The following is a 26467-nucleotide window of genomic DNA, read 5'->3' as shown; positions in this document are numbered from 1 at the left end:
TGATATGAAAAACCATATGAGAGATACGAGTCCCGAAGAAGTCAGACAGCTTATCAGGAAAGGGCAGATGACCGGGCCGACGGCGGGGTTGGCCGCTTCTTACGCACAAGCTAATCTCGTCGTTTTGCAAAAGGATCTTGCCTTTGATTTTCTTTTATTCTGCCAGCGTAATCAAAAGCCTTGTCCGGTGCTTGATGTGACGGATGCGGGTTCGCCTGTTCCGGCAATAGCGGCGCCGGGAGCTGATATCCGGACGGACTTTCCGAAATACAGGATTTATCGGCATGGCGTGCTTACTGAAGAGGTAACGGATATTACGCCGTATTGGAAGGATGATTGTATCGGGTTTTTGATCGGCTGCAGTTTTTCATTCGAGCAGGCCCTTATCAATCAGCACATTCCAATCAGGCACATCGATGAAGGCGTGAACGTTCCCATGTATAAAACAAATATTGACTGTGTTCCGGCGGGCCCGTTTTCAGGAAAGATGGTCGTCAGCATGAGACCGATTCCGGAAAGGCTTGCAGTCCGCGCGGCGCAGGTCACGTCACGTTTTCCCGCCGTGCACGGCGCCCCCGTCCGCATCGGAAATCCGCAAAGCATCGGCATCAGCGATTTGCATCAGCCGGATTTCGGAGATGCCGTAACGGTGCGGGAAGGTGAAGTTCCCGTATTCTGGGCCTGCGGCGTTACACCCCAGGCGGTGATCATGGAAGCAAAGCCTGATATCGTAATAACACATTCACCGGGGCATATGCTGATCACCGATATACGAAATGAATCGCTTGCTGTCCTGTAAGTGAGAAAGAATACAACGAGGTGATGACAATGATGCAGTATAGCGGAAATACAGCGCTTGATATACAGCCGTACGGTGATTCCGCCGTTATCATCCGCTTTGGCGGGCACATCAGCGAAGAGGTCAACAGCCGGGTGCATGCGGCGGCAGCCTGTATGGAAGAACGGCCGTTTCCGGGCTTCGTTGAATGTATTCCGGCATTCACAAGCTTAACGATCTTTTATGACGTGTATGCCGTCTCAAACATAAAAAAAGGCGTCTCTCCTTTTGCCCTGGTCAAGAAAGAAGTGACAGAACGTCTCAGTCATATAATGACCGGCCGCAAAGAAGAGCGCCGGGTGATGGAAATCCCCGTTTGCTACGGCGGTGATTTCGGTCCCGATTTAGAAGAGGTCGCTGAGATGAACGATCTGACCCCGGAAGACGTCATCCGCATTCATACTGAAGGCGAATATCTCGTTTATATGCTCGGATTTGCGCCGGGGTTTCCGTTTTTAGGAGGAATGTCTGAGCGGATCAGAGCGCCGAGAAAGGCGTCGCCAAGGCCGTCCATCCCGGCCGGTTCAGTAGGAATCGCGGGAATGCAGACCGGTGTCTATCCGATATCCACTCCCGGCGGCTGGCAGCTGATCGGCAGCACCCCGCTCCGGCTTTTCAGGCCGGAAGAACATCCGCCGAGTCTTTTGAGAGCGGGCGATACGGTGAAATTCGTCCGGATCACAGCAGAGGAGTACAGCCGCATCAAGGAGGGAGCCGAATGAGTATGAAAGTGGTAAAACCCGGTCTCTTGACGACGGTTCAGGACACGGGACGGACGGGATATCAGAAATACGGTGTATTGGGAAGCGGCGCAATGGATACGATCTCTCTGCGCATCGCCAATCTTCTTGCCGGAAATCAAGAAAAAGAGGCGGGGCTTGAAGTTACGCTTATGGGGCCCGGGCCTTCCTTTGAGTTCTCAGAACCCGCGGTTATTGCCGTCACGGGGGCGGATTTCGCCTTTCATATTAATGGGGAGCCCGCCCCTCTGTGGAAACCGGTTTTGATAAAGGAAAACAGCGTCGTCTCATTCGGGCCGTGCAAGATGGGGAGCCGCGCATATCTCGCCGTCGCGGGGGGATTTGACGTGCCCGCCGTCATGGAAAGCAAAAGCACGTATGTCAGAGCGGGGATCGGCGGCTTTTGCGGAAGAGCGCTGCAAAAAGATGATGAGCTGCCGCTCGGCCGTATGACGCCATGTTCGGAATCAATCGCGTACCGTCTGAGCGATTCTTTCGGACAGCATGGTTTCTCAGCGCCTGATTGGTCTGTCAGCAGCAGAGGGTTTCTGCCGCTGAAAAAAATCCGGTCATACGAGTGCTTGAAGGCGCTCAATTTCACGCTTTTACAGAAGAAGCAAAATTACGTTTTTATCAAGAGTCATATACGGTCACGCCTCAATCCGACCGAATGGGCTACCGGCTGAAGGGCGCTCCGCTTGAATTGCGGGAGCCGCTGGAAATGGTATCTGAGGCCGTGACGTTCGGAACGGTGCAGGTGCCGCCGGACGGCAATCCGATTATTCTGCTGGCTGACAGACAGACGACGGGGGGCTATCCGCGGATGGCGCATATCATATCCGCCGATCTTCCTCTCGTCGCCCAAACGATGCCGGGGGAACATATTACGTTCCGGGCCGTTTCGCTGGAGGAAGCGGAAATGCTGCTTCTGGAGAAGGAACAGCAGCTGAAGGAGCTGAAAGCAAGGCTCAAAATGGAATGGGTGATCTGACAAAGGGGCTAAAGACCATGGAAAACAAAAACAAAACCGTCATCAAATCAATGGAACTGCTTCATTTGTTTCTGACTGAACCGAGCCTGAGCTTAAATGAGCTGGTTTCTCTATCGGAAATGCCGAAGACTTCGGTTCACCGGATGGCAAGCTCACTGGAAGAAACGGGATTTCTCACCCGGGCAGCGGACGGCCGTTATCAGCTTGGCCTGATCTTTTTACAATTCGGCCAGCTCGTCTCTGAACGTCTGGATATCAGGAAAATAGCCAAACCGATTATGGAAGAGCTGTGCAGCGAAGTGGATGAGGCCGTTCAGCTGATCATGAGGGACGGGGATGAAGCCATTTACGTCGAAAAAATTGAAGGCACCCAAACCGTCCGCCTGTATACGGCAATCGGCCGCCGGTCGCCGCTGTACGCGGGAGCGTGCGCCAGAAGCATTTTATCGTTTCTGCCGGAAGAGGAGATTGACACATACATTCAGAAGACAAAGCTTGCCGCAATCGCCTCAGGCACGATGACGGATCGGGCTGAACTGCTTCACTCCATTGAAAGATCCTTGCAATCAGGTTATACGATCAGCTATTCGGAATTAGAAGATTATACGGCGGCGATCGGGGCGCCGATTTTCAATCACGAAGGTAAGGTGGCTGCCGGAATCAGCATCGCCGGCTTCGAAGCCCGGTTTTCAGAGGACAGGCTGCCGTATTTAACCGAAAAGGTCAAAAACGCCGCACAGCATATTTCTGAGAAATTGGGTTATTGACCGAGCCAATTTTTCTTCACTCGCGTACATTACAATATCGATAGTAACGAGTGGAGGAAAGTAAATGGGACTTGTTTATACGGCGCTGGGGGATTCTTTGACGACAGGGAGGGGATCCGGGCCGTTTTCCGCCGGTTTTGTCCAGCGGTTCGGGCGCATGATGGCAGAAGATTTACAGACAAAAACCGACGTATCCATCTTTGCCAAATCAGGCCTTGAGACGGGAGAAATTCTCGGGCTTATGTCCTTGCCGTACATTCAGAGGCGGATTCAGGCTGCTGATATGATTACGATTACAGGCTGCGGAAACGATTTGATTGATTCGGTTCAGGCATATCAGCAAACATCGGATGCTTCGGTATTCACCAGCGTGTCCAGTCACTGCCATGAGAACTTTGAAAAGATGATAGCCAAGATCGCTGCCTTAAAAGGGCCGCACCCGTCTCCTTATGAGATCCGCGTCTTCAATTTATACAATCCTTTCCCGGGCATCTCCATTGCAGAGAAATGGATATCCTCTTATAATGCGCACCTCAGCACGCTCGCATCGGCGCCGCACGTCAAAATTGCCGACGTCCACAGCGCTTTCAAAGGAAAAATGAATGAATATCTTTCTCATGACCGCGTACACCCCAACAGCAAGGGGTATGAAGTCATGGCATGCGTCCTGCGGGGGCTCGGATACGGAAGCCTCGCCCGCTCATAAACCGCGCGCTCCTTTTCATGGGGAGCGCGCTTTTCGTGCTCCTTAAAACAAACTTAAAATTGTCCGACTTTCGTTCTATCCGCGCAAAAAGTACGCTAGAATAATGGGGGATAAAGACAGAAATAGAATTGTGTTCAAAAAATGATAATAGAAAGGATGGATTGCTTTGCTGCGCGCCTTAAAACTGTCACTCGCGATGCTGATTATTATACTTGCGGCCGCCGCATTTACGTATGCGGAACATACCTCTGTCATACAGCCGGTTATGCTCGTGTTTCTCGGTGCGGTCATGTTCATTCAGGGGCTGGAGGAAAACGGAAAGAAAACGACGGCTCCGGGAAATTCAATATCTATACCGCCGTTTTTGTATGGTCAATCTCCTTAATCGGCTTTACGCTTCACGCGATCTGAGTCTGATAGATCCTGAAAATGCTCCACAACAGGAAATGGTGAATAAAAACGGTGCAGTAAGGCTTTCCACTCCTGATATTCCGGCGATCCGCGAAAGCCTTTTGTATGATCTTCTAATGTCTCCCATTCCACAAGCAGCAAATATTTATGCGTCTTTTCCATACATTTGGACAAGGAATGGGACAGATAACCTTTCATGCCCGCGATAATCGGCTCCGCCCGGCGGAATGCCTCTTCGAATTCCCCCTCAAGGCCTTCTTTTACATACAGCATGGCTGCTTCTCTGATCATCTGAAATTCCTCCTTTTTTTAATAGATACATTGTATAAGAATATGGGCCGTGACGGCCGGAAAAACAAAAAATTTTAAACGCTCTGAGAAAAAAATCCTTGCCAGCCTGATTTGGTTTAGGAGAAAATAACAGTTGGAAGGCAGGGGAATAGACAGTGAAAAAAGGGTTATACCTATTACTTTTACTCGCAGGAATCATAGGTTTGATCGGCTGCTCGAAAACGGAATCGGCCGAAGACAGAATGAAAGATTTCGTAAAAGACTGGAATGGCGGTCACTACGATAAGATGTACCAAAGCCTCACCCAAGATGAAAAGAAAAAACGATCCAAAAAGGATTTTGTAAAACGATATGAAACCATTTATGAACAAGCAGGGGTCAAAAATCTGAAAGTCACTGCCGAAAAACAGGACGAAGACGATAAGAAAAAAGATGACCTCCAGCACATCGATTATAAAGTCAGCATGGATACAAAAGCAGGGAAGGTCGCTTTTGAAAACACGGCCGTCCTGAAAAAAGAGAAAACAGACGATGGAGAATCATGGAACATTGACTGGAATCCTTCTTTTATTTTCAAACAGCTTTCCGATGACAAAACCGTGCAGATCGCAAATGAGGAACCGAAGCGCGGACAAATTTACGACAAAGACGGAAAAGGTCTCGCCGTGAATACCGAGGTGCCGGAAATCGGCATTATCCCTGGAAAACTCGGCAAGGATAAAGACAGCGTGATCAAAAAACTGTCTGAAAAACTGGACCTTTCTGAAGACGATATCAAAAGCAAACTGAACCAGGGCTGGGTAAAAGACGACTCCTATGTCCCGATTCAAAAAATCAGACCGGATGATGAAAGCAAGGTCAAAAGCCTGCTCGCACTAGACGGCGTGACGAAAACGAAAGTCAGCTCCCGCTACTATCCGTACGGCGAAAAAGCGGCCCATCTGACCGGCTATATTAAAACCATCACAGCGGAGCAGCTGAAAAAAGCGAAAGACGGCCAATACAGCGATACTTCCAAAATCGGCATCGCCGGCCTTGAGAATGTATATGAAGACAAGCTGCGCGGCACGACCGGCTGGAAAATTTACGTCCCGCAAACAGGTGAGGTCATTGCTGAAAAGAAAGCCGAAAGCGGGCAGGATATTCATGTAACGATTGACATGAAAACGCAGACGAAGCTGTATGATTCTATGAAAGACGACAGCGGAGCGGCAGTCGCCCTCGAACCGCAAACGGGAGAGACCCTCGCGCTCGTCAGCGCACCGTCTTATGACCCGAACGGCTTTCTTTTCGGCTGGAGCGGAAAAGAGTGGAAAAAGCTGAATGAAGATAAAAACAATCCTTTTTCAGCGAAATTCAACAAACTTTATGCGCCGGGATCAACGATTAAACCGATTGCCGCGGCAGTCGGCCTGACAAACGGCACATTGAAAGCGTCGGAAAAGAAAAAATCACCGGTAAAGAGTGGCAGAAAGATTCGAGCTGGGGCGGTTACCATGTCACACGTGTATCAGAGCGCCTGAATGAAGTGGATCTCGAAAACGCGCTGATCACATCGGACAACATCTACTTTGCGCAAAATGCCATAGATGCCGGAGCGGACGAGTTTACAAAAGGATTAAAAACATTTGGCTTTGATGAAGAGATTCCGTACCAATTTCCGATTGAAAAGTCCTCAATCGCTAACGGCAAGCTTGATTCCGAGATCCTTCTCGGAGATACGGGCTACGGCCAGGGGCAGATGCTGATGTCTCCTCTGCACTTAGCGGCTGACTATACCGCATTTGTAACAGACGGAAATCTCGTCAAACCGACATTGATCAAAGACGGAGAAAAACACCGCAAATCTGGCATAAGCAAGTGGTGTCGAAAGCCAATGCCGAAGAAATCACAAAAGGGCTGAGAGGCGTCGTTGAAGATCCGCGCGGCTCTGCATATCAGCCGGCCGTAAGCGGCATTACCGTAGCCGGAAAAACCGGCACAGCCGAGCTGAAAACGTCTAAAGAAGATAAAGACGGCAAAGAAAACGGCTGGTTTGTCGGTTACGATTATAAAAAGAAAGACCTCTTGATCGCGATGATGATTCAAGACGTCAAAAAACGCGGCGGAAGCCATTACGTCGTTGAAAAAGCGAAAAAGCAGTTTCAGAATCATTAAATGACGATTTTTGCGGGCTGAAAGGAAAATCGGCCGCCGAAGCAGAATGAAACAGCATGGGCAATTCCTGAAAACAGAGATACAAGAGGCTCTAAGAAAAAGGGGGATTTCACATGCAGCGCATTCAATTGGCTGAAGACCTGGAATTTTCAAGAGTGATACACGGGCTTTGGCGTCTGAACGAATGGAATTATTCAGACGGAGAGCTGCTGAATCTGATTGAATGGTGTATCAGCCAAGGCATCACCACCTTCGACCATGCCGATATATACGGCGGTTATACGTGTGAAAAGCTGTTCGGCGGCGCTTTGTCCCTTTCGCCTTCAATAAGGGAGCGAATCGAAATCGTCACAAAATGCGGGATTGTCATTGAATCACCGGAGCGGCCCGGAAACAAGTCGCATCATTATAATACGTCGAAGTCTCACATCTTAGCGTCGGCGGAGCAGTCGCTTTTGAATCTGAATACGGATTATCTGGATGTGCTGCTCATTCACAGACCGGACCCGCTTATGGACCCGGAGGCTGTGGCTGAAGCGTTTCACGCGCTGAAAAGCTCGGGCAAGGTCAGATATTTCGGGGTATCGAACTTTAAAGCGCACCAGTACAGAATGCTCGAATCCTATTTGGATGATCCGCTCATCACAAACCAAATTGAAATCTCGGCGTACAAGCTGGAAAATATTCATGATGGCACGCTGGATTTCTGTCTGGAAAAACGCATTCCGCCGATGGCGTGGTCACCGCTTGCGGGCGGGAGCGTCTTTACAGGACAATCAGATAAGGACCTCCGAATCCGTGCCGCGCTTCGTTCCGTACAGGAAGAAATCGGCGCCGCTTCCATTGACGAAGTCATGTACGCATGGCTGTTCACCCACCCGGCAGACATCATGCCGATTGTCGGCAGCGGAAAAGAGAACCGCATTTCCGCCGCGGTGCGTGCATCCGCATACAAACTCAGCCATGATCAGTGGTTCCGGATTTATACCGGTGTCCAAGGCTGCGATATTCCATAAACAGAACAAACGCCGGAAGGTATCTCGGCGTTTGTTTATGTGGTGTGCAATGTCTAAAAACAAGTAAGGTCACTTTGAAGTATAGCCGTGCGGATCAAGAGTAACAAGCGTCATGGCATATTATCTGACACATTTTTCTTTTTCAATACTGTCACACGGCCCAGTGCCAAATTGCCATTTGAAAATGGTTGAATAATCATTGAAAGCGTTTTATATTATAATTTACACCACTTTCCCCGGCAGCATTCCCCATATGCCATACTTCTCACAACTAGAAAATCTGGAGGCGCGTTTCATGTATATGACAGCGAGAGAACAAAAATTAATGAAACATCTATTACTGCAGAACCGTTACGAGACAGTGCATGAACTGGCAGAAGCTTTACAAGTCAGCACAAGAACCGTTCACCGCGAGTTAAAAACAATCAAACCGATGATGGAATCATTCGGTCTGGCACTTGATAAACAGCCCGGCAAAGGACTGAAAGCGGTAGGAAACCCGGAGGACAAACAAAAACTCCTGTCAGACCTGTCCTATGAACAGCATGAATACAGCGCTGAGGAGCGGAAACTTTTAATTCTATGTTCACTATTAGAGTCGCAAGAGCCGATCAAGCTCTACAGTCTGGCGAACGAACTGCAAGTGACAAACGCGACGATCAGCTATGACCTGGATGAGCTGGAGACTTGGATTGCGCCCTTCGGCTTGACGCTGATCCGAAAAAGGGGCTTCGGCATTCAGCTGACGGGGCCGGAAAATGCGAAACGGAAAATCGTCGGCAATCTCATCGTCAACCGGCTTGATATTCAGAGCTTTTTGGAAGCGGTTGAATTCAATATTAAAGGAAAACCTGACGATGCTGAAAAAATGTTCGGCGTCGTAAATAAAGCGGAACTTTTGAAAATGGACCGGCTCTTGATTCAGCTCAAGGAAAAAATCGCGATCGCCTTATCTGACAGCTCATACATGGCGCTTGCGGTTCATTTAACCTTTGCGATGGACCGGATCAGACTCGGAGAAACCATCACGATGGAGGCCTCGGAACTAAAAGCGCTGCAGCAGACGAAGGAGTACGGCTCTGCGCTGGAAATGGCAAAAGAGCTTGAAAAAGCGTTCGGCGTTTCAATTCCGGAAGCTGAGATCGGTTATATCACCATTCATTTGCGGAGCGCCAACCGCCAATACAAAACGGAATTCAAACCGGAAAACATTGAAGTTGAAACGGCCTTGCAAACGAAGCAGCTGATCGGCTTCATTTCTGAAAAAATCAAAATTGATCTGACGGAAAACGGTTCTTTATACGACGGTTTAATCGCCCATCTGGAGCCTGCGATCAACCGGGTAAAAGAAAATATCGACATGTACAACCCGATGACCGAGCAAATTAAACGCGACTACTTTCTGCTGTACATGGCCGTAGAAGAAGGAATGGAAAAATTCTTTCCGGGGCTGCTTTTCTCTGATGATGAGATCGCTTTCATCGTTCTTCACTTCGGCTCCGCTCTGGAAATCAAACGGGAAGAAGCGAAGATCAAGGCGCTGATCGTCTGTTCCAGCGGCATCGGGTCGTCCAAAATGCTCGCATCCAGACTGAAAAAGGAGCTTCCGGAAATCCGTTCCTTTGATATGTCTTCCCTCATCGAACTGAAGGACCGAGACATCACCGCGTATGACATGATCGTATCCACCGTTCCGATCCCGTATGGAAACATTGATTACGTCATGGTCAGTCCGCTTTTAAACGAAGAAGACGCTGATCAGGTGAAGCAGTACATCAAAAGAAAATTCCGCTGATTCTTGACAAAAAAGAAACGGTAAAAGAGAAGAGAAGCAGCCGGAGACGCCTGATATGCTGGAAGCGGCCGGCCGTATGGCACATTATGCGGCGGTTATCCAAAGCGTGCTGCGGAACTTTTCGGTCAAATCCATTGAGTCAAACACGGCGTACGAACTGTTTTTGAATCGTTTGTTTGCCATGCTTGAGCAAGAAGGATTTGTCCGTAATGCCAAACAAACCGCACAGCGCCTTGCAGAGCGTGAACGACAGGGCGGACTCGGCATTCCGGGAACGGCGATGGCGCTGTACCATCTCAAAAATGAAGAAATTGTCACGCCTTTTTTCAAAATTTATGATTTGACGGCTCCATGCAGTGTCAAAGGCATGGACGGAAATTCCCTGACCGTCGGCCGCGCTTTGGTGATGATGGCGCCGGCTGATATGCCCGCTGAAGGGTCGGAAATACTAAGTGCGGTCAGCTCCGCCATCATCGAGTCCGAAGACAGTATAAAAGCCTTCCAGACGGAGGATGAAGCCGATTTATACAAACGTTTAAACAAGCTGTTTTATCATTTCATTCAGGAGAAAGGACAGCGGTAAACAGAAAGCGCACACCTCATATGGGGTGTGTTTTTTTCTGCATGTATGAGGGTAAGGGGAAGGGAAGAAACTAAAAACATGGGACTATTGTATCATTCATGAATGGAATAGTTCTAAAACAAAATTGTTTTACAAGTTATATTTTTGGTTTAAAATGGGTTGCGTGAGGAAGAAAATCTGACAGAGTTTTTTGTGATTTATGATTATGGGAGATGAAAATATGGAGACATTACAGCATCTGATTCTGCATGACATTTCAAATAGCGAAGAGATCGAAGCTGTAAAAAGCGGTGCGCATACCCTGACCTACGCGGAATATCGAAAACGAATCAACCAGCTTGCACAAGCGCTTCTTGATAAAGGAATAAAAAAAGGCGACAGAGTGGCGATGCTTTGCAAAAACGGCCACGCGTCATCCATTGTCGTGTTTGCGGCACTCGAAATCGGCGCGGTTGTTGTGCCGGTCAGCTGGCAATTAACACCTTACGAAATGAAAGGCATTTTAGCAGCCTGTGAACCGAAAGCTGTCTTTTTCGGCACTGAATTTAAAGAGATTATGGAAGAAGTTCTTCCTGCGCTGGTATCTTCTCTTAAACTGAAGGTCGAGACAGGAACAGCTGCGGAGACAACGCCTGAGTTTGACGCTTTATTGACAGGCTCCGGTGATACACCGGATGTCGAAACGGTGTCTGAAAACGATACGGCATTGCTGATGTTTACCTCAGGTACAACCGGCAATCCGAAACGCTGCATGATCACTCACGGCGGCATATACAACTACGTAAACGCGACATTGGCTTACACGGGGAGAATGCAGCATGTCCGCTTCTTAGCATGCCATCCGAATTACCATACGAGCGCGATTATCTGCCAGATGGTCGGTACGATGAGCGGAACGACATTCATTATGACAGACAATCAGGACCCTGTGGAAAACTTGAAGCTCATCGAAAAAGAAAAAATTCAAACCATCATGGCGCTGCCAGTCTATTTCACATACCTGCTGAAAGCATGGGAAACGCACCAGACTGACATGTCTTCTATCGTTTATATGATGACGGGAGGCACAAAGGTGCCAAGCAGCCTGATCCAGCAGTATCTCGACATCGGCATCCCGCTCATGCACGGATACGGAAGCACGGAAGCGTGGGGTATCAGCTCTTGGAATCCGCAAATGGGAATGGATAAAGCCGCTTCCGCGGGTAAACCGATGGAAGAAGTGGACGTCCGCGTTGTAGATCCGGAAACAGGTGAAGTCCTTCCGCAAGGCTCAATCGGAGAAGTCGTTGTGACAAGTCCGTTTTTATTCAAAGGCTACGAAGGTAATGAAGAAGCGACACGAAAAGTGCTGAAAGACGGCTGGTTCCATACCGGCGATTCCGGCTATGTGGATGAAGACGGATTTATTTTTATCACCGGACGTTATAAAGATGTCATCATCTACGGCGGCGATAATATTTATCCCGACCAGATTGAAGAAGTCATTCAGCAAGTGCCGGGCATTCTCGAAACGGCGGTTGTCGGTATCCCTGATCCGCTTTACGGCGAAAAGCCGAAAGCGTTCATCGTGACAAACGGCAGAGAAGACCTGACAGAAGAAGAAGTGACCCGATTCCTGCAAGAACGTCTTGCTGCCTTTAAAATTCCGGACATTGAGTTCGTCAGCGAACTTCCGAAAAACAACCTTGGAAAAGTGAGAAAAGACGTGCTCCGCAAACAAGCGGTACGTTCATAATAGAGAACAAAAACCCGGCTGCCAGCCGGGTTTTTTTCTTGCGTTCCATGTGAAACATTTTTCTCCGAAAACGTTTTGAACTGTCTCAATCATGTTTATCCGGAAGACAGCAGAGGTAGACAAGAAATATGACAACGAACCAGAAGGAGGAACTTGACATGGAAAACTATCCGAAGGAATTCCCGGCGGAATCACAAAACCGCCAGCCGGGCATTGAAAGCGAAATGAATCCGGCGCCTGTTTACGAATACAAAGAATATAAAGGCGCTGACAAATTAAAAGGGAAAACCGCGCTCATCACAGGGGGCGACAGCGGTATCGGACGCGCCGTTGCGGTTGCTTACGCGAAGGAAGGCGCAAATGTCGCGATCGTCTATTTTGATGAACACGATGATGCGGAAGATACAAAAAAAAGAGTGGAAGAAGAAGGCGTAAAATGTCTGTTAATCCCCGGCGATGTCGGTGAGGAAGACTTTTGCAATGAAGCCGTTGAAAAAACGGTTGAAGAATTCGGGCGTCTTGATATTCTCGTGAATAACGCCGCGGAACAGCATCCGAAAGAAAGCATTAAAGACATCACAAGCGAGCAGCTTCACAGAACCTTTAAGACAAACTTTTATTCACAATTTTATTTGACTAAAAAAGCGATTGATTACATGAAGCCGGGCAGCGCGATCATCAATACGACATCCATTAATCCTTACACAGGCAATCCGCAGCTGATTGACTACACGGCTACGAAAGGCGCGATTAACGGTTTTACGAGATCCATGGCGCAAGCGCTCGTCAACGATGGTATCCGTGTCAACGCCGTGGCGCCGGGGCCGATCTGGACACCGCTTATTCCGGCGACATTCTCAGAAGAAACAGTCGCTTCCTTCGGTCAGGATACGCCGATGGGCCGGGCAGGCCAGCCTGTTGAGCATGTTGGCTGCTATGTGCTCTTGGCCTCAGACGAATCCTCTTATATGACCGGACAGACGCTGCATGTCAACGGCGGCAGATTTGTGACCACATAAGGAGGCTGACCCATGACGATATCGAAGCATGACGTGAATGCATACTATCAAAAAGCGGGAATCGTTCTGACTGATGATGAAGTCGAAGACATTCAAATCATGGATTACGGCTTAGGCAAGCTTAAGGAAACCGGGCTTCAGCTGTTTATTTACGTAAATACCGACCGCTACTGTTCGAAAGAATTGGTGCTCTTCCCGCGCCAGACGTGTCCGGAACACCGCCATCCGCCGGTCGGCGGAGAGAAGGGAAAACAAGAGACATTCCGCTGCCGCTGGGGGAAGGTGTATCTCTACGTGGAAGGCGAAAAGGCAGAGAACCCAAGCGTCCTCCCGCCGGAAGAAGACAAGGAATACTACACCGTCTGGCATGAGATTGTGCTTGAGCCGGGCGGACAATACACCATTCCGCCGGATACGAAGCATTGGTTTCAAGCGGGAGAAGAAGGTGCGGTCGTTACGGAAATGTCATCGACAAGCACGGATGATCACGATGTTTTCACCGACCCGCGCATTTAAGGATGAGGCTGCACGCCTCATCCTTTTTTGTATGGAAAAAAATGAATTTACCTGTATAATGGATAATAAAGGAAAGAAGGTGCGGTCGTGTTTTCCTGTCAAATCCGGGAACATCTGACGATCAGATTGCTTGCCAAAGAAGATACGGACGAATTGTATTCTGTTATGAAACGAAATCAAAACCATCTCAGCGAATGGCTCAGCTGGGCGGAAGAACTGGCTGACATTGATACGTACCGCGATGTGATCATCCCCGAATGGCGCTATAAATACGCGGAAGAGAATGGGTTTGACGCCGGAATTTTTGTGAAGGGCCGGTTTTGCGGCATGATCAGCATCCATAATTTTGACACAGTCAATCATCAAGCGGAAATCGGCTACTGGCTGGATCGAGAGCATGAAGGATTCGGCATCATCACCGCAAGCTGCCGGGCGGTCATCACCCATGCATTTCAGGACCTCGGGCTGAACCGCATCATGATCAGCGCGGCTGAAAAAAACACGAAAAGCAGAGCGGTGGCGGAACGGCTCGGATTTCAGAAAGAAGGACTGACGAGAGAAGGCATTTTCGTACAGGGCGCCTATCATGACGCGGTGAAATACAGCATGCTGAAGCGGGAATGGAGCGAAGATCGGCAGAAGAGCACATTTCTTGGTTTAAATGTCTCCCCAATGTGGAAAAGTAACAGCGGAGACGTTAAAAAGGAGTGATTCTTCATGAATCAAAATGAAATCAAAGAAAAAGTGCTTGAAGTACTGGATCATCATAAAGTCGGTTCGCTTGCGACGGTAGAGCAAGGCAAACCGCATTCACGCTACATGACATTTTTCCATGACGGCTTAACGATTTACACGCCGACGAGCAAAGACACTCATAAAGCGGAAGAAATTGAAAACAATCCGAATGTTCATATTCTGTTAGGGTATGACTGTGAAGGATTCGGTGACGCTTATGTGGAAGTGGCCGGAACCGCCAAACTGAACAACTCAGCAGATTTAAAAGAAAAGCTGTGGGATCCGAAACTGGAACGCTGGTTTGACGGAAAAGACGATCCGAACCTGGTGATTCTCGAAATTGAACCGAAGCAGATCAAGCTCATGAACGCGGGTGAAAAAACGCCGGCCGAGCTGGAACTTTAATAAATCATTTGATTATTCAGGGGCAATCTGTTATACTTAACTGCTAAGTGACAACATGCAAATAAAAAAGAAAGTAAACTTCTTTTTTCTGTTTTGATATAGAAGCTTCAGGCTTCAACGGACAGCTTGAAAAAAAAGCTGAGCTTATTCTTTTCCTTCTGATATTCGCCCCTAACGAAGAGATGGAAAAAAGACTTTTTGTTTTACAATTCACACCGGCGCGGCTTCGGAGCCGCAGTGACGATTGAGAGGTAGGGCTTTCGTTGTCTTGTGTTCAAGAACTTCCATGGTGTTTACTTTCGAAGAATGATTCTGTCGGAACTGTTAATACGAATCACCCGCGGGCTAAGGCGGGCAACCATATATTATTTATTTGCGTAAGAAAAGAATAAGACAAAACCGCGCCGGACATCCGGGCGGTTTTTTATGTAAACGGCCGAAACCTCGCCGCAGTCTGCAGAGTCTAATCAGTATGAAAAGATTTGGAGGAATCATACATTGCACGTTATTACTTCACAAGTACTGTTTATCTTCTGTTTTCTGCTGCTGATACATTCGATTGAAACGCTTGCCTATGCAACACGGCTTTCCGGCGCGAGAGTCGGATTTATCGCGTCCGCGCTGTCATTATTTAATGTCATGGTTATTGTGTCGCGCATGTCAAACATGGTTCAGCAGCCGTTTACCGGACATCTGATTGATGCCGCCGGATCAAACGCTCTGTCTGTTGTGGGCGCCCAGTTTCGATTTTTAATATTCGGCTCCACGGTCGGAACGATGCTCGGCATCTGTCTTTTGCCGACATTCGTCGCGTTATTCTCCAGGGCGATTATACACTTGGCGGACGGAGGAGGCTCCGTCATGCAGGTATTTAAAAAAGGATTTTCACTGAACGGGCTGAAGCATGCGCGTTCTTATATCAGACTGCCGTCAGTCTCCTATTTAAAGGGGCTTCAATTCCGAATGATCCCGAAACGCTTGTTTGTCATTAATATGGTCATTACGTCTATTTACACGATCGGCGTTCTGTCCGCTCTGTACGCCGGCCTTCTGGCGCCTGAGCACAGCACAACGGCCGTGATGGCATCAGGCTTAATCAACGGAGTTGCGACTATGCTGCTGGCCGTGTTTGTTGACCCGAAAGTCTCCGTACTGGCAGACGATGTGGCGAAGGGCAAGCGCAGCTACGTCTCCTTAAAATGGACCTCATTGACGATGGTCACATCAAGGGTCGCGGGCACGCTTCTCGCCCAGCTCGTATTCCTCCCCGGCGCTTATTATATCGCCTGGGTGACGAAATGGATGTAACGCATGAAAAAAGCTCCTCTGCAGAAGAGGAGCTTTTTTATTGATAATTTCTCAGGCCGCGATCATAAATAAAATTACCGAACGGAATAAAGGCCGCGATAAAACCGGCGGCTGACCATTTCACATGCCATTTGACAGTAAATGCCGCATACGCCAGCACCGCCAGATAAATGATAAACAAACCGCCGTGAATGGAACCGGCAATGGTGACGGCGAGCGGATGATGAGCCCAATACTTCAGCGGCATCGCGATAAACAGCAGCACCAAAAGTGACATTCCTTCAATAAACCCCATCGTGCGAAGTCTGCCGATCGGCGTGTGTAACATACAGCTCCCTCCTGTCGGACATCTTTTTTCCTCTATACTATAAGCAAAGGGCAGTCCTAATATGACCATTTCGCGTCAGTTCCTGAAAAAACCTTCATGATTTCAGCCTGTTGTTCTTGTCATTTTTCGGATTTCTCTTGATAATATAGCCAAAAGGGTAAGGAAGGACTACAGTCATGAAACTAGATAATGTGGATCTGAGCATCATTAAAGAGCTGCAGCGGGACAGCCGCCTGTCCATGCGGGAGCTGGGCAGAAAAATCAAATTGTCAGCCCCGTCCGTCACAGAGCGTGTCAGACAGCTTGAATCCTTCGGCGTTATTAAGCGCTATACATTGGACATTGATCAAAAAAAGATCGGGCTCCCCGTCTCCTGCATTGTCGAAGCGACGGTGAAAAACGGAAAATACGATCAATTCAAAACCTACATTCAATCCATTCCCAACATTGAATTTTGTTTTCGGGTCGCCGGGGCGGCGTGTTATATGCTGAAGATTAACGCGGACAGTCTGGAAACGATCGAACATTTCATCAATCGCACCTCTCCGTATGCCCAAACCGTGACCCACGTCATTTTCTCAGAAATTGACACAAAAAACGTCCTCGATTAGAGAGAGCGTGAGGAAGTCTGTTATAATAACAGGATGAGTGTGAAAGAAAGAGAAGTGAAAAGCATGTCAAAAACAGTTGTATTAGCTGAAAAACCTTCAGTCGGCCGGGACTTGGCCCGCGTTCTGAAGTGTCATAAAAAAGGAAACGGATATCTTGAAGGCGACCGCTACATCGTCACATGGGCGCTCGGGCATCTGGTAACGCTCGCTGACCCTGAAGGATACGGCAAAGAATTTCAATCATGGCGGCTTGAGGATCTGCCGATTATTCCGGAGCCTTTAAAGCTCGTCGTCATTAAAAAAACAGGAAAACAGTTCAATGCGGTCAAAGCTCAGCTTGCCCGAAAAGACGTCAGCCAGATCGTAATCGCTACAGACGCAGGACGGGAAGGGGAACTTGTGGCCCGCTGGATTATCGAAAAGGCAAACGTCCGCAAACCGATTAAGCGGCTGTGGATTTCCTCTGTGACGGATAAGGCGATTAAAGAAGGATTTCAAAAGCTCCGCAGCGGCAAAGAGTACGAAAACCTGTATCATTCCGCCGTTGCCAGAGCGGAAGCGGATTGGATCGTCGGCATCAACGCGACCCGCGCCCTGACCACGAAATTTAACGCGCAGCTGTCATGCGGACGCGTCCAGACTCCGACACTGGCGATGATCGCCAAACGCGAAGCGGATATTCAGGCGTTCAAACCCGTTCCTTATTACGGTCTCCGCGCGGCGTCTGATCAGATGACGCTGACATGGCAGGATAAAAAACAAAACAGACAAGAACGTTCGATCAGACGGTGACCGGCCGTTTGGCAAAAGACCTGCAAGGAAAGCCGGCAGTCATTTCAGAATTGAAAAAAACGGCGAAGAAAAGCTTCGCTCCCGGTCTTTACGACTTGACGGAATTGCAGCGGGACGCTCATAAGCGCTTCGGTTTCTCCGCAAAAGAGACGCTGTCCGTGCTTCAAAAGCTGTATGAACAGCATAAGCTTGTCACTTACCCGCGGACGGATTCCAGATTCCTTTCCGCAGACATCGTGCCGACTTTAAAAGACCGTTTAAACGGCATGGAAGTTAAGCCGTACGCCCAGTACGTCAATCAAATACTGAAGCGGGGCGTCAAAGCGCATAAAGGATTCGTCAATGATGCGAAAGTATCGGATCACCATGCCATCATTCCGACAGAGGAGCCGCTGATCCTTTCAAGCCTCAGCGACAAAGAACGAAAGCTTTACGATCTGATTGCCAAACGTTTTCTCGCCGTGTTAATGCCGGCGTTCGAATACGAAGAAACAAAGGTCACAGCCGATATCGGCGGCGAAACATTTACCGCAAAAGGGAAAACGGTTCAATCGCCTGGCTGGAAAGCCGTGTATGATATGTACGAGGATGACGACGATCATGAGGAAGACAAAGACCAGACGCTCCCGGATCTTCATCAGGGTCAGCGCCTTACTGTCTCATCATTGAAAGAAACGAGCGGACAGACGAAACCGCCGGCGCGCTTTAATGAAGGCACGCTGTTATCCGCGATGGAGAACCCAAGCGCCTTTATGCAGGGAGAAGAGAAGAACCTTGTGAAAACATTGGGTGAAACCGGCGGACTCGGAACAGTCGCCACCCGCGCTGATATTATTGAAAAACTGTTCAACAGTTTCTTGATCGAGAAAAAAGAAAAAGATATTTTCATTACGTCAAAAGGGAAGCAGCTCTTACAGCTCGTCCCGGAAGATTTAAAATCGCCGGCCTTAACCGCTGAGTGGGAGCAAAAGCTCTCCGCCATCGCAGCGGGCAAACTGAAATCCGCCGTGTTCATTAAAGACATGAAAACATATGCGGGCAAAACGGTGAAGGAAATCAAAAACAGCAGCCAGACTTTCAGACATGACAACATTTCAGGCACCGCCTGCCCTGATTGCGGCAAAATGATGCTTAAAGTCAACGGCAAACGCGGCACGATGCTCGTATGTCAGGATCGTGAGTGCGGCAGCCGGAAAACGCTGGCAAGAAAACAAACGCCCGCTGTCCGAACTGTCATAAGAAAATGGAACTTCGCGGCCAGGGCGAAGGCCAAACCTTCGCATGTGTATGCGGCCACCGGGAGAAACTGTCCGTCTTTGAAAAGCGCAAGGCGAAAGATAAATCCGGACGCGCATCCAAGCGGGACATCAACTCTTATATGAAAAGCCAAAACAAAGAGGAGCCGATGAACAACGCGCTGGCAGAACAGCTGAAAAAACTCGGCCTGGATAAATAGATCAGAAAAAGGCAGCATTTGTAAAGAAATGCTGCCTTTTGTTGTGTTTTTACTGTAATGGGAATACGATCCATGTGAAGAGGGAAAAGGTGAGAGGCGGCGCTTTCATTTAAAATTTTCCAATGTGAAAAAATGCTAGTATTCTTTTATCGTTTCCTTTATAGTAAAAATACTTTGTGAAAAAATAAGATATGGGTCTAAAAAAGGATTTATAAAATAGGAGGATGGACTGTGAAGCAAATCGTTTTTCGTCTGATGCTCCTTTTGATTTCGATCGTTCTGACGGCGGGGTGCGCGGAGGCCGGCACTGAAAAACAGGCGGCAGCCGAACCGTCCGGACCGCTTCAGCCCGCAGAGCATTTTATTTATCATAAATTGATGAACGGGCGGGGGATGATCCGGACGAACATATCCGGTGAGCCGGAATATTTATCTGAGTCTCTCGGACTATGGATGGCATTTTTGCTGAACAGGAAAGATGAACGGCAGTTTCAAGCGCAATATCAGCTTCTCACCGATTCGTTTCTGACGAAAAACGGGCTCGTGTCGTGGAAGATTGACGGGAATAAAGCGAGCGGCACCAATGCCTTAATTGACGATTTCAGAATCATGAACTGTCTGAATAAGGCCGGAACCCTGTGGGGAAACAGTGAATACGGGAAAACAGCGGTGCAGATCGGGAAGGCGCTGAAAAAATACAATACGAATGACGGGTATTTTACGGATTATTATGATGCCGCTTCAAATGCCGCATCAAAGACCGTGACGTTGTCCTATGTTGACCCCGGCGCCTTACAGATGCTCAGAGAAAAGGGGATTATCGATGAGAAAACGGAAAACCGGAACCTTGATGTTCTCAATCTTGCGCCCCTGAAAAATGGTTTTCTGCCGAAATCATTCAATACCGAAACAAAGGAATACAAATATGACAGCGAAGTGAATGTCATCGACCAGCTGTACGCCGCCGTGAATCTGAAGCGGGGCGATGACAAGGCCGCCGCGCTGTCAAAATGGATCACAGAAGAATGGAAGTCGCGCGGACAGCTGTACGGACGATACAGCGCAGACACGAAGGAGCCGGCGGTTCAGTACGAATCACCGTCCGTTTACGCCCTGGCCGTTCTTTTTTTAGCAGAACAAAAAGCTGATCCGGCTGTCATCAAGCCGCTTTATGAAAGAATGACTTCATTTGAAACACTGGACACGCTGAAATCTGATTACGGCGGCTATATGAGCGGGGGCGATACACATTCTTTCGATAACCTGCTGCCGCTTCTGGCTGAAAGGAAATTGTTTAATGAAAATATCATTCAATGAATCACAAAAACTGTGCAGCTACACAGCAGTTATGCTGGTGCTGCTGTCTTTTTTTATTTACTATGCGTCTCAGCAATCCGCAGGGCTTCTGATAACCTGCATCACATTGCTTGTTGCGGGAGCCGGCATATGGTTTGGGGCAATCTACGCGCTCGTCATCACCTTACTCGTCTTATTTGTTCTCGGCAGCCTGATCCTGTGGTTTCAGACCGGGAGCTTTATGGCGTCTGCCGGTGCCGAAAGTCTGCAGGTGCTGGTCATTTGGGGGATTGCGCTGCTGCTCTTTTCTTACATAGCGGGAAGGATTCACGAGTTGGCGAAGGGGCTTGAGCGCTCAGTGAAACAGCTGCGTGAAGAGATTACGAGCTTTGTCGCCGTCGACAGGGTGACAGGCTTTGACAACCATCTGCGGATGAAGCTGGAGCTTTCTGAGGAAATCAAGCGGGCGGAACGCTACGGCAATTCCTTCGTCTTTTTGCTGCTGCACATGCATTATTTCAAGGAATTCAAATCCCTGTACGGAGAAAAAGAGACCGAGCGGCTGCTGGCGTTTATCAGCCGCCAAATCCGGTCAAGCGTTCGGGAAACAGACAAAAAATTCAGGCCGTCCGCCGAACGGTTCGGCATCGTGCTGACCCATACGCCTGAAGAAAACATGCCGGCCGTTCTGGCGAAGCTGAAAAAGGAATTGGATACGTACCGGCTGCAAAACGGTAAATACGTCTCCATCACCTTCCGTGTATGTTACTTGGCGTACCGAAAAGATTTACAAACGGCCGAGCAATTTTTAAACGAACTGGAAAACGAGATGATGATGAATGAACTCTAAATGGATACGTCTCTTACTCTCGGCGCTCTTCATGATTTCGGCGGTTTATGTTCCCCGTCCGGCGGAAGCAAAAGACAAAAAGGACGGCATTCTCATTATTTATACAAGCACGGACGGCAAAGAAACCGCTGAGGTCAAAATGCTTGATCTGACCGCGGGCCATTTCTCATCCGCCGTGACCGTGAAAAGCGACGGAGACATCACAGCCGCGGACCTCAAAAAGAATCAGCGCGTCATCTATTACGGCGTCACGAAAAAAAAGCTCAGCACATCATTTATATCTCTGATCAGCAGCATGCCGCAGCAGCTTATCAGCATCGGCTATAACGCCGGACAGTTCCGCCAATTTGCGGGGTTGTCCCTGACAGAAAAAGAAACGGTATACCGCATTTACAGCAAGAAAGAAAAAAGACATGCCGCTTGAAAAAGGGGTGTCTGTGCTCGGCGTATCGGGAGTAAAAGGAAAGTCCCTTTATACATACCGGTCCGGTGACGGCAGCACCCGCCCTTTTATGTGGAAAACGGCGCGCTCTGACTATTATTTCGGTGTGACGAGCCTGTTAAATGATTCGTTTCTGACGGCGAAAGCGCTGCGCAACGCATTCGGAGAATCAGAGGGCGGCACCCTCCTTTATTTGCGGCTTGAAGACATCAGTCCGATGTCAGATGAAACATTGCTTTACGAAGCGGGCGCTTACCTGCATAAAAGACACATTCCGTTTATTCTGGCGGTCATTCCGGTCTATCTCAATCCGGAAAACGGAGAAAAAGTATACCTGGCGGACAAGCCGAAAATGGTCAGCGTCCTGAAAAAACTTCAGCAAATGGGCGGCAGCATCATTATTCACGGCTACACGCACGCATACCGATACAGCGAAACGGGAGAAGGCTTTGAATTTTGGGATGCCAAAGCGGATCAGCCGATTACGTCAGAAAATGCGGATGATACTCCGGTCAAGCTTGAAAAGGAACAGGATTTTCCGAATGAAAAAGCGTACCGGGCGTATGTGAAGCCTTTTCGTGAAAAAGAAAACATCTACACGAGAACGAAGCTGGAGCAGGCGATTGACGATCTGACAGAGCTCGGGCTTTACCCGCTGTCATTCGAAGCGCCGCACTATACGATGTCTGAAGAAGGCTACAAAATCGCATCTTCTTATTTCTCAAGCATTTTCGGACAAGTGCAGCTCAGCGGCACGACGTGGAAAACCTCGGGCGCCCCTCCGTTCGTCTCAAAGCCGGCTATGCTGGACGGGATGACGCTGTACCCTGAAACAATCGGTTATGCCGATAACTCAAAGGAAAATCCGCTCGGAGATATGGAGAATCATATCTCGCAGATGATTGATTTCGGCGGCGGAACGGCGGGCGGTTTCTACCATCCGTATCTCGGCATGAAATACCTTCCCGAGCTCGTCAATCAGATGGAGCGGATTCCCGGCGGCGAGTGGCTCGATCTGAAGAAAACGAAGCAAACGGTAACGTCGGACAGCGTCAGGATCAAAACGGACGGAGACGGAACCATTCATGTGGAAAACAAGATTCATCCGGTAACGGCCTTTTTCAATCATCATCAGCAGACGCCTCTGGAAAAAGCGCTTTGGATTCTCTCCGGCGTGGTGTTATTGTTCATCATCATGTTCGCCTGTTACGTCCTTTATTTGCGCGCCACATTAAAAAAACGAATCTTTAAGGAGAGAAGAAGCCTTGAGTAACATTCTGTTTTTTATCTCATTAAGTTTAATATGGGTGATGCTTCTCTATCACATGTTTCTGATGCAGGGCGGATTCAGGCATTATATGACCTTCGAACGGAACATTCCGAAATGGCGCGCAAAGATGGGGGAGCTCCCGAAGGTCAGCGTGCTCATTCCCGCGCACAACGAGGAGGTCGTCATCAGGCAGACGCTGAAGGCGATGGTGAATCTGTATTATCCGAAAGACAGGCTTGAGATCATTGTCGTTAATGATAATTCCTCCGACCGGACGGGAGATATCGTCAATGAATTTTCCCGTCAGTATGACTTCATTAAAATGGTTATCACAAAGCCCCCTAACGCCGGAAAAGGAAAATCTTCGGCGCTGAACTCAGGGTTCGCGGAATCGAACGGAGACGTGATCTGCGTGTATGATGCGGACAATACGCCGGAAAAAAATGGCGGTGTATTACCTGGTTCTCGGTCTGATGAATGATGAGAAAGCGGGAGCGGTTGTCGGGAAATTCCGTGTTATCAATGCGGCCAAAACGATCCTGACGAAGTTTATCAATATTGAAACCATCTGTTTTCAGTGGATGGCGCAGGGCGGCAGATGGAAATGGTTCAAAATCGCCACCATCCCGGGAACGAACTTCTCGATCAGGCGGAGCATTATCGAACAGCTCGGCGGCTGGGATGATAAGGCGCTGGCGGAGGATACCGAGCTGACCATCCGCGTGTATAATCTCGGCTATCATATCCGCTTTTTCCCGGCGGCTGTGACATGGGAGCAGGAGCCTGAGACATGGAAGGTCTGGTGGCGTCAGCGGACAAGATGGGCGCGCGGCAACCAATACGTCGTTCTCAAGTTTTTATCCCAATTTTTCAAGCTGAAACGCAAGCGGATCATCTTCGATCTGTTTTATTTCTTTTTTACGTATTTTTTGTTTTTCTTCGGTGTGATCATGTCAAACACGATTTTTATCATCAATCTTTTTTACGACCTGCATCTGGCAGTCGGGTTTTTGGCGATGATTTTGTGGATACTGGCCTTTTTCCTGTTTATGACTGAGGTCATGATTACTTTGAGCATTGAAAAAACAGAAATGAACAAACAAAACTTCTTTATCGTATTTCTGATGTACTTTACATACTCCCAAGCTTGGATCGTGCTCGTCATCTGGTCATTATTCACAGAGATCAAGCACCGCTTGTTCAAGCAGGAAGTCAAGTGGTACAAAACGGAGCGATACAATCAAAATAAAAGCGGGTGACCTTTTTGAAAAAAGCGATCATATTGATAACCGGCCTTTTGCTATTGATGTATAACGGGCAGGCGGCCGCGGCCCGGGAGCTGAAAACGGACCGTTCCGCCCTCGGAACAAGCGCCGGCGCAAAAGAGCAGCAGGCGCTGACTGGCGATCTGATGACACTGTACGGGGCGAAAGACAGCTCAGAGCTGACCTATCAGATTCCTGCGGGAGCTTCGAATGCCGATCAGTCGCTTCTGATTGATTACGAGGCGTCAAACTTATTAATTGCCCCGTCTTCTTTAACCATCGCCATTGATGATGAACCCGTCAAATCCATAAAGCTTGACGGCAGCTCCAAGCGGAAAACGGTGAAGCTCAATCTCAGCAAAAGCCAATCCGCCCAAGGCTATCACAATGTATCATTACGGTTTTACGGCGTATTAAAAGAGGGCGTCTGCGTCAGGCAGGATACGTCAGGCAACTGGATAAAAATTTATCCGGACAGCCGCCTTGTGCTTTCAGAAGCAAGCAAGTCAAAGGGAGCGGATCTCGGCCATTTCCCGTATCCGTTTGCCCAATCAGGCAATACGGGTGAAGAAACCGATATTATCCTTCCTGACAAACCGACCTCTGCTGAAGCTGAAGCCGCAGTCAAAACAGAAGGATTTCTGAAAACGGCTGACAGCAGGCTGAAGGTATCCTATGTAAAAGAATCCGGCGCCGGCAAAATCAGCAATCCGTCAATTGTCATCGGCGCTGATCAGCATTGGAACGGGAAAATAAAAGAGCTTTTCGATCGCGGGAACCTCAAAGCGGAAGACAACAAACTCCTTCTCGCTGAACGGGTTCTGACATCAGGGGACAAACGGCAGCCCGTCCTGTTTGTCACGGCGCACTCAGACAAAGCGCTGGCGGATAAAATCCGCGTCATCACAGACAGCGCTTATTCAAGCCAGCTGGGCGGAGATACTTTGACAATCGGCCGCCTTCAGCCCGCTGCGGAAAAAACAGGCAATAAACTGACATTAGAGGACTTCGGCGCGGGAAATGTAACGGTCGGATCAAACAAAACGGCGTCAGAGCACTTCTTTTACCCTGCGGCGGCCGCTGTTGATAAAAACGGTAAGGTCAAGCTTTCACTTACATTAAAGACGTCGGAATCGATCCGGACGAAGGCGGATTCAGCTAATGACGCCGAGAGAGCGGAGCTGAACGTCATGATCAACGGACAGCCGAATGCGGTGCGCCTTGATGATCTCGGCAATCAAGATAAAGATGGCTTTTACCACGTCTCAATCCCGATTGATCCGAAGCTTTTGCGAAGCAGCAGGTACATTGATCTGCAATTTGTCACGTCAGGTTTGAAACATAACAACCCGTGTATCGACCGTGACGAAAATAAATGGGTCTATATTGATAAAAGCAGCATGCTGACGTATCCGGTAAGTGATGCGGCGCAGAAAGCGGATTTCGGGCAATGGCCGCTCCCGTTTGCGGGCGGCGTGAAAGAGAAAACAGTGATCGTCATCCCGGATAATGTAAACATACAGACACTGAAAGAACTTTCTCTGGTGGCGGATTCATTCGGAAACGGCTTTACCGTAAAGACGGCATCAGACATGAAGGAAGCAGATGCCAAAGGCCGGAATGTTGTGTTTATCGGAGGCCTGCCGCAAATTCCGCTTTTGAAATCAAACGCCTCTAAGCTTCTCGTGCCGTCAGACCGCAGCGGCGCGTACGATGTTTCTTCGTTTCAGATGCTGAATGAGACAACGAAACAAGTCGCGTTTACACAGGAATCACCTTGGGACTCCGGCCGGAGCATCGCTGTTTTTGCTCCGTTATCAGGCAGCGGCGCGTCTGTCACAAAAGAGCTGATCCGCTTTTTAGACAGCACAAGCGATGCCGCAACCGTCATTAACGAAACAGCCGGCCGGCAGCTGTTTTCGAACCATCAGCAAATCAAATCCGATGAAAGCAGTCCGGCGGCTGATACGAAGAGCCGGTCCGCAGCACTGAATGTTACGTATATCGCTGTTTTCGCTGCGCTTATAATTATTGCGGCCGGTCTGATCTGGCTGACGGCAAGAAGGAAAAAAGAAAAGCGGACAATGAAAAAACGAAGAGTAATGAAGGAAAAGAGGCCGTTAACAGGCCTCTTTTTTGTATTT

General features: G+C 48.7%; 16 protein-coding genes and 8 pseudogenes. 22 read left to right on the top strand and 2 right to left on the bottom strand.

Annotated features, from left to right (window positions below; translation table 11 throughout):
* The first annotated feature begins 4 nt into the window (after positions 1-4).
* From D368_RS16165 to D368_RS16140, 6 genes and pseudogenes are all read left to right on the top strand, one after another.
* Positions 5-799 carry a putative hydro-lyase gene (locus tag D368_RS16165; protein WP_101562712.1) on the top strand — a complete coding sequence of 265 codons (795 nt, stop codon included), beginning with the start codon at positions 5-7 and terminating at the stop codon, positions 797-799.
* Positions 800-828: 29 nt separating this feature from the next.
* Positions 829-1560, top strand: coding sequence for a 5-oxoprolinase subunit PxpB (gene pxpB, locus D368_RS16160; RefSeq protein WP_012116821.1), 732 nt, complete (start codon positions 829-831; stop codon positions 1558-1560).
* A gap of 2 nt (positions 1561-1562) precedes the next feature.
* Positions 1563-2569 (top strand): annotated as a pseudogene (locus D368_RS16155) (5-oxoprolinase subunit C family protein).
* A 17-nt stretch (positions 2570-2586) separates the two neighbouring features.
* Positions 2587-3336 (top strand): IclR family transcriptional regulator, encoded by a 750-nt coding sequence (locus tag D368_RS16150; protein WP_003156285.1) that lies wholly within the window; start codon positions 2587-2589, stop codon positions 3334-3336.
* A gap of 64 nt (positions 3337-3400) precedes the next feature.
* The gene (gene lipC, locus D368_RS16145) at positions 3401-4042 is read left to right on the top strand and encodes a spore germination lipase LipC (RefSeq protein ID WP_063174372.1); all 642 of its coding nucleotides are present in this window, start codon (positions 3401-3403) and stop codon (positions 4040-4042) included.
* A 196-nt stretch (positions 4043-4238) separates the two neighbouring features.
* Positions 4239-4453: pseudogene (locus D368_RS16140) on the top strand (YczI family protein).
* Here the strand turns inward: D368_RS16140 and D368_RS16135 are convergent.
* A complete protein-coding gene (locus D368_RS16135; RefSeq protein WP_071392124.1) occupies positions 4424-4744 on the bottom strand; it encodes an antibiotic biosynthesis monooxygenase family protein in 321 nt (106 codons plus the stop codon). The pseudogene D368_RS16140 and the gene D368_RS16135 overlap by 30 nt on opposite strands.
* 242 nt (positions 4745-4986) lie before the next feature.
* Between D368_RS16135 and D368_RS16130 the strand changes: the two are divergent.
* From D368_RS16130 to amj, 9 genes and pseudogenes are all read left to right on the top strand, one after another.
* Positions 4987-6901 (top strand): annotated as a pseudogene (locus D368_RS16130) (penicillin-binding transpeptidase domain-containing protein).
* A 113-nt stretch (positions 6902-7014) separates the two neighbouring features.
* A complete protein-coding gene (locus tag D368_RS16125; RefSeq protein WP_031378668.1) occupies positions 7015-7917 on the top strand; it encodes an aldo/keto reductase in 903 nt (300 codons plus the stop codon).
* A gap of 295 nt (positions 7918-8212) precedes the next feature.
* Positions 8213-10295: pseudogene (locus D368_RS16120) on the top strand (BglG family transcription antiterminator).
* Positions 10296-10515: 220 nt separating this feature from the next.
* The gene (locus D368_RS16115; RefSeq protein ID WP_128574976.1) at positions 10516-12030 is read left to right on the top strand and encodes a class I adenylate-forming enzyme family protein; all 1515 of its coding nucleotides are present in this window, start codon (positions 10516-10518) and stop codon (positions 12028-12030) included.
* A gap of 158 nt (positions 12031-12188) precedes the next feature.
* Positions 12189-13049, top strand: a complete 861-nt coding sequence (locus D368_RS16110) for an SDR family oxidoreductase (protein WP_015388697.1) — start codon at positions 12189-12191, stop codon at positions 13047-13049.
* Between the two features lie 12 nt (positions 13050-13061).
* Positions 13062-13565, top strand: a complete 504-nt coding sequence (locus D368_RS16105; RefSeq protein ID WP_071392121.1) for a D-lyxose/D-mannose family sugar isomerase — start codon at positions 13062-13064, stop codon at positions 13563-13565.
* 87 nt (positions 13566-13652) lie between these two features.
* Positions 13653-14276, top strand: a complete 624-nt coding sequence (locus D368_RS16100) for a GNAT family N-acetyltransferase (RefSeq protein WP_101562716.1) — start codon at positions 13653-13655, stop codon at positions 14274-14276.
* Positions 14277-14282: 6 nt separating this feature from the next.
* Positions 14283-14705 (top strand): pyridoxamine 5'-phosphate oxidase family protein, encoded by a 423-nt coding sequence (locus tag D368_RS16095; RefSeq protein WP_003156270.1) that lies wholly within the window; start codon positions 14283-14285, stop codon positions 14703-14705.
* A gap of 498 nt (positions 14706-15203) precedes the next feature.
* The gene (gene amj / locus D368_RS16090) at positions 15204-16013 is read left to right on the top strand and encodes a lipid II flippase Amj (RefSeq protein WP_063174376.1); all 810 of its coding nucleotides are present in this window, start codon (positions 15204-15206) and stop codon (positions 16011-16013) included.
* 37 nt (positions 16014-16050) lie between these two features.
* On the opposite strand, the gene D368_RS16085 is transcribed toward amj, so the two are convergent.
* A complete protein-coding gene (locus D368_RS16085) occupies positions 16051-16341 on the bottom strand; it encodes a DUF3817 domain-containing protein (RefSeq protein WP_003156265.1) in 291 nt (96 codons plus the stop codon).
* 176 nt (positions 16342-16517) lie between these two features.
* Between D368_RS16085 and lrpC the strand changes: the two genes are divergently transcribed.
* From lrpC to D368_RS16050, 7 genes and pseudogenes are all read left to right on the top strand, one after another.
* Entirely contained in the window at positions 16518-16952 is a 435-nt protein-coding gene (lrpC, locus tag D368_RS16080; RefSeq protein ID WP_003156263.1) for a transcriptional regulator LrpC, read from the top strand.
* 63 nt (positions 16953-17015) lie between these two features.
* Positions 17016-19200, top strand: a pseudogene (locus D368_RS16075) (DNA topoisomerase III).
* A 231-nt stretch (positions 19201-19431) separates the two neighbouring features.
* Positions 19432-20517, top strand: coding sequence for a hypothetical protein (locus D368_RS16070; protein ID WP_031378662.1), 1086 nt, complete (start codon positions 19432-19434; stop codon positions 20515-20517).
* Positions 20498-21346, top strand: a complete 849-nt coding sequence (locus tag D368_RS16065; protein WP_031378661.1) for a diguanylate cyclase domain-containing protein — start codon at positions 20498-20500, stop codon at positions 21344-21346. The genes D368_RS16070 and D368_RS16065 overlap by 20 nt, the downstream gene beginning before the upstream one ends.
* Positions 21336-23061 (top strand): annotated as a pseudogene (locus D368_RS16060) (DUF2334 domain-containing protein). The gene D368_RS16065 and the pseudogene D368_RS16060 overlap by 11 nt, the downstream one beginning before the upstream one ends.
* Positions 23054-24317 (top strand): annotated as a pseudogene (locus tag D368_RS16055) (glycosyltransferase family 2 protein). Before D368_RS16060 ends, D368_RS16055 begins: the two co-directional pseudogenes overlap by 8 nt.
* Positions 24318-24322: 5 nt before the next feature.
* Positions 24323-26416: pseudogene (locus D368_RS16050) on the top strand (cellulose biosynthesis cyclic di-GMP-binding regulatory protein BcsB); the annotation flags it as partial.
* Positions 26417-26467: the final 51 nt, after the last annotated feature.

The organism is Paenibacillus lentimorbus NRRL B-30488 (assembly GCF_000411595.1).
GTDB classification, from domain to species: domain Bacteria; phylum Bacillota; class Bacilli; order Bacillales; family Bacillaceae; genus Bacillus; species Bacillus velezensis.
The sequence above is the reverse complement of the archived record's forward strand: the minus strand, read 5'-3'. Positions and strand labels throughout refer to the sequence as shown.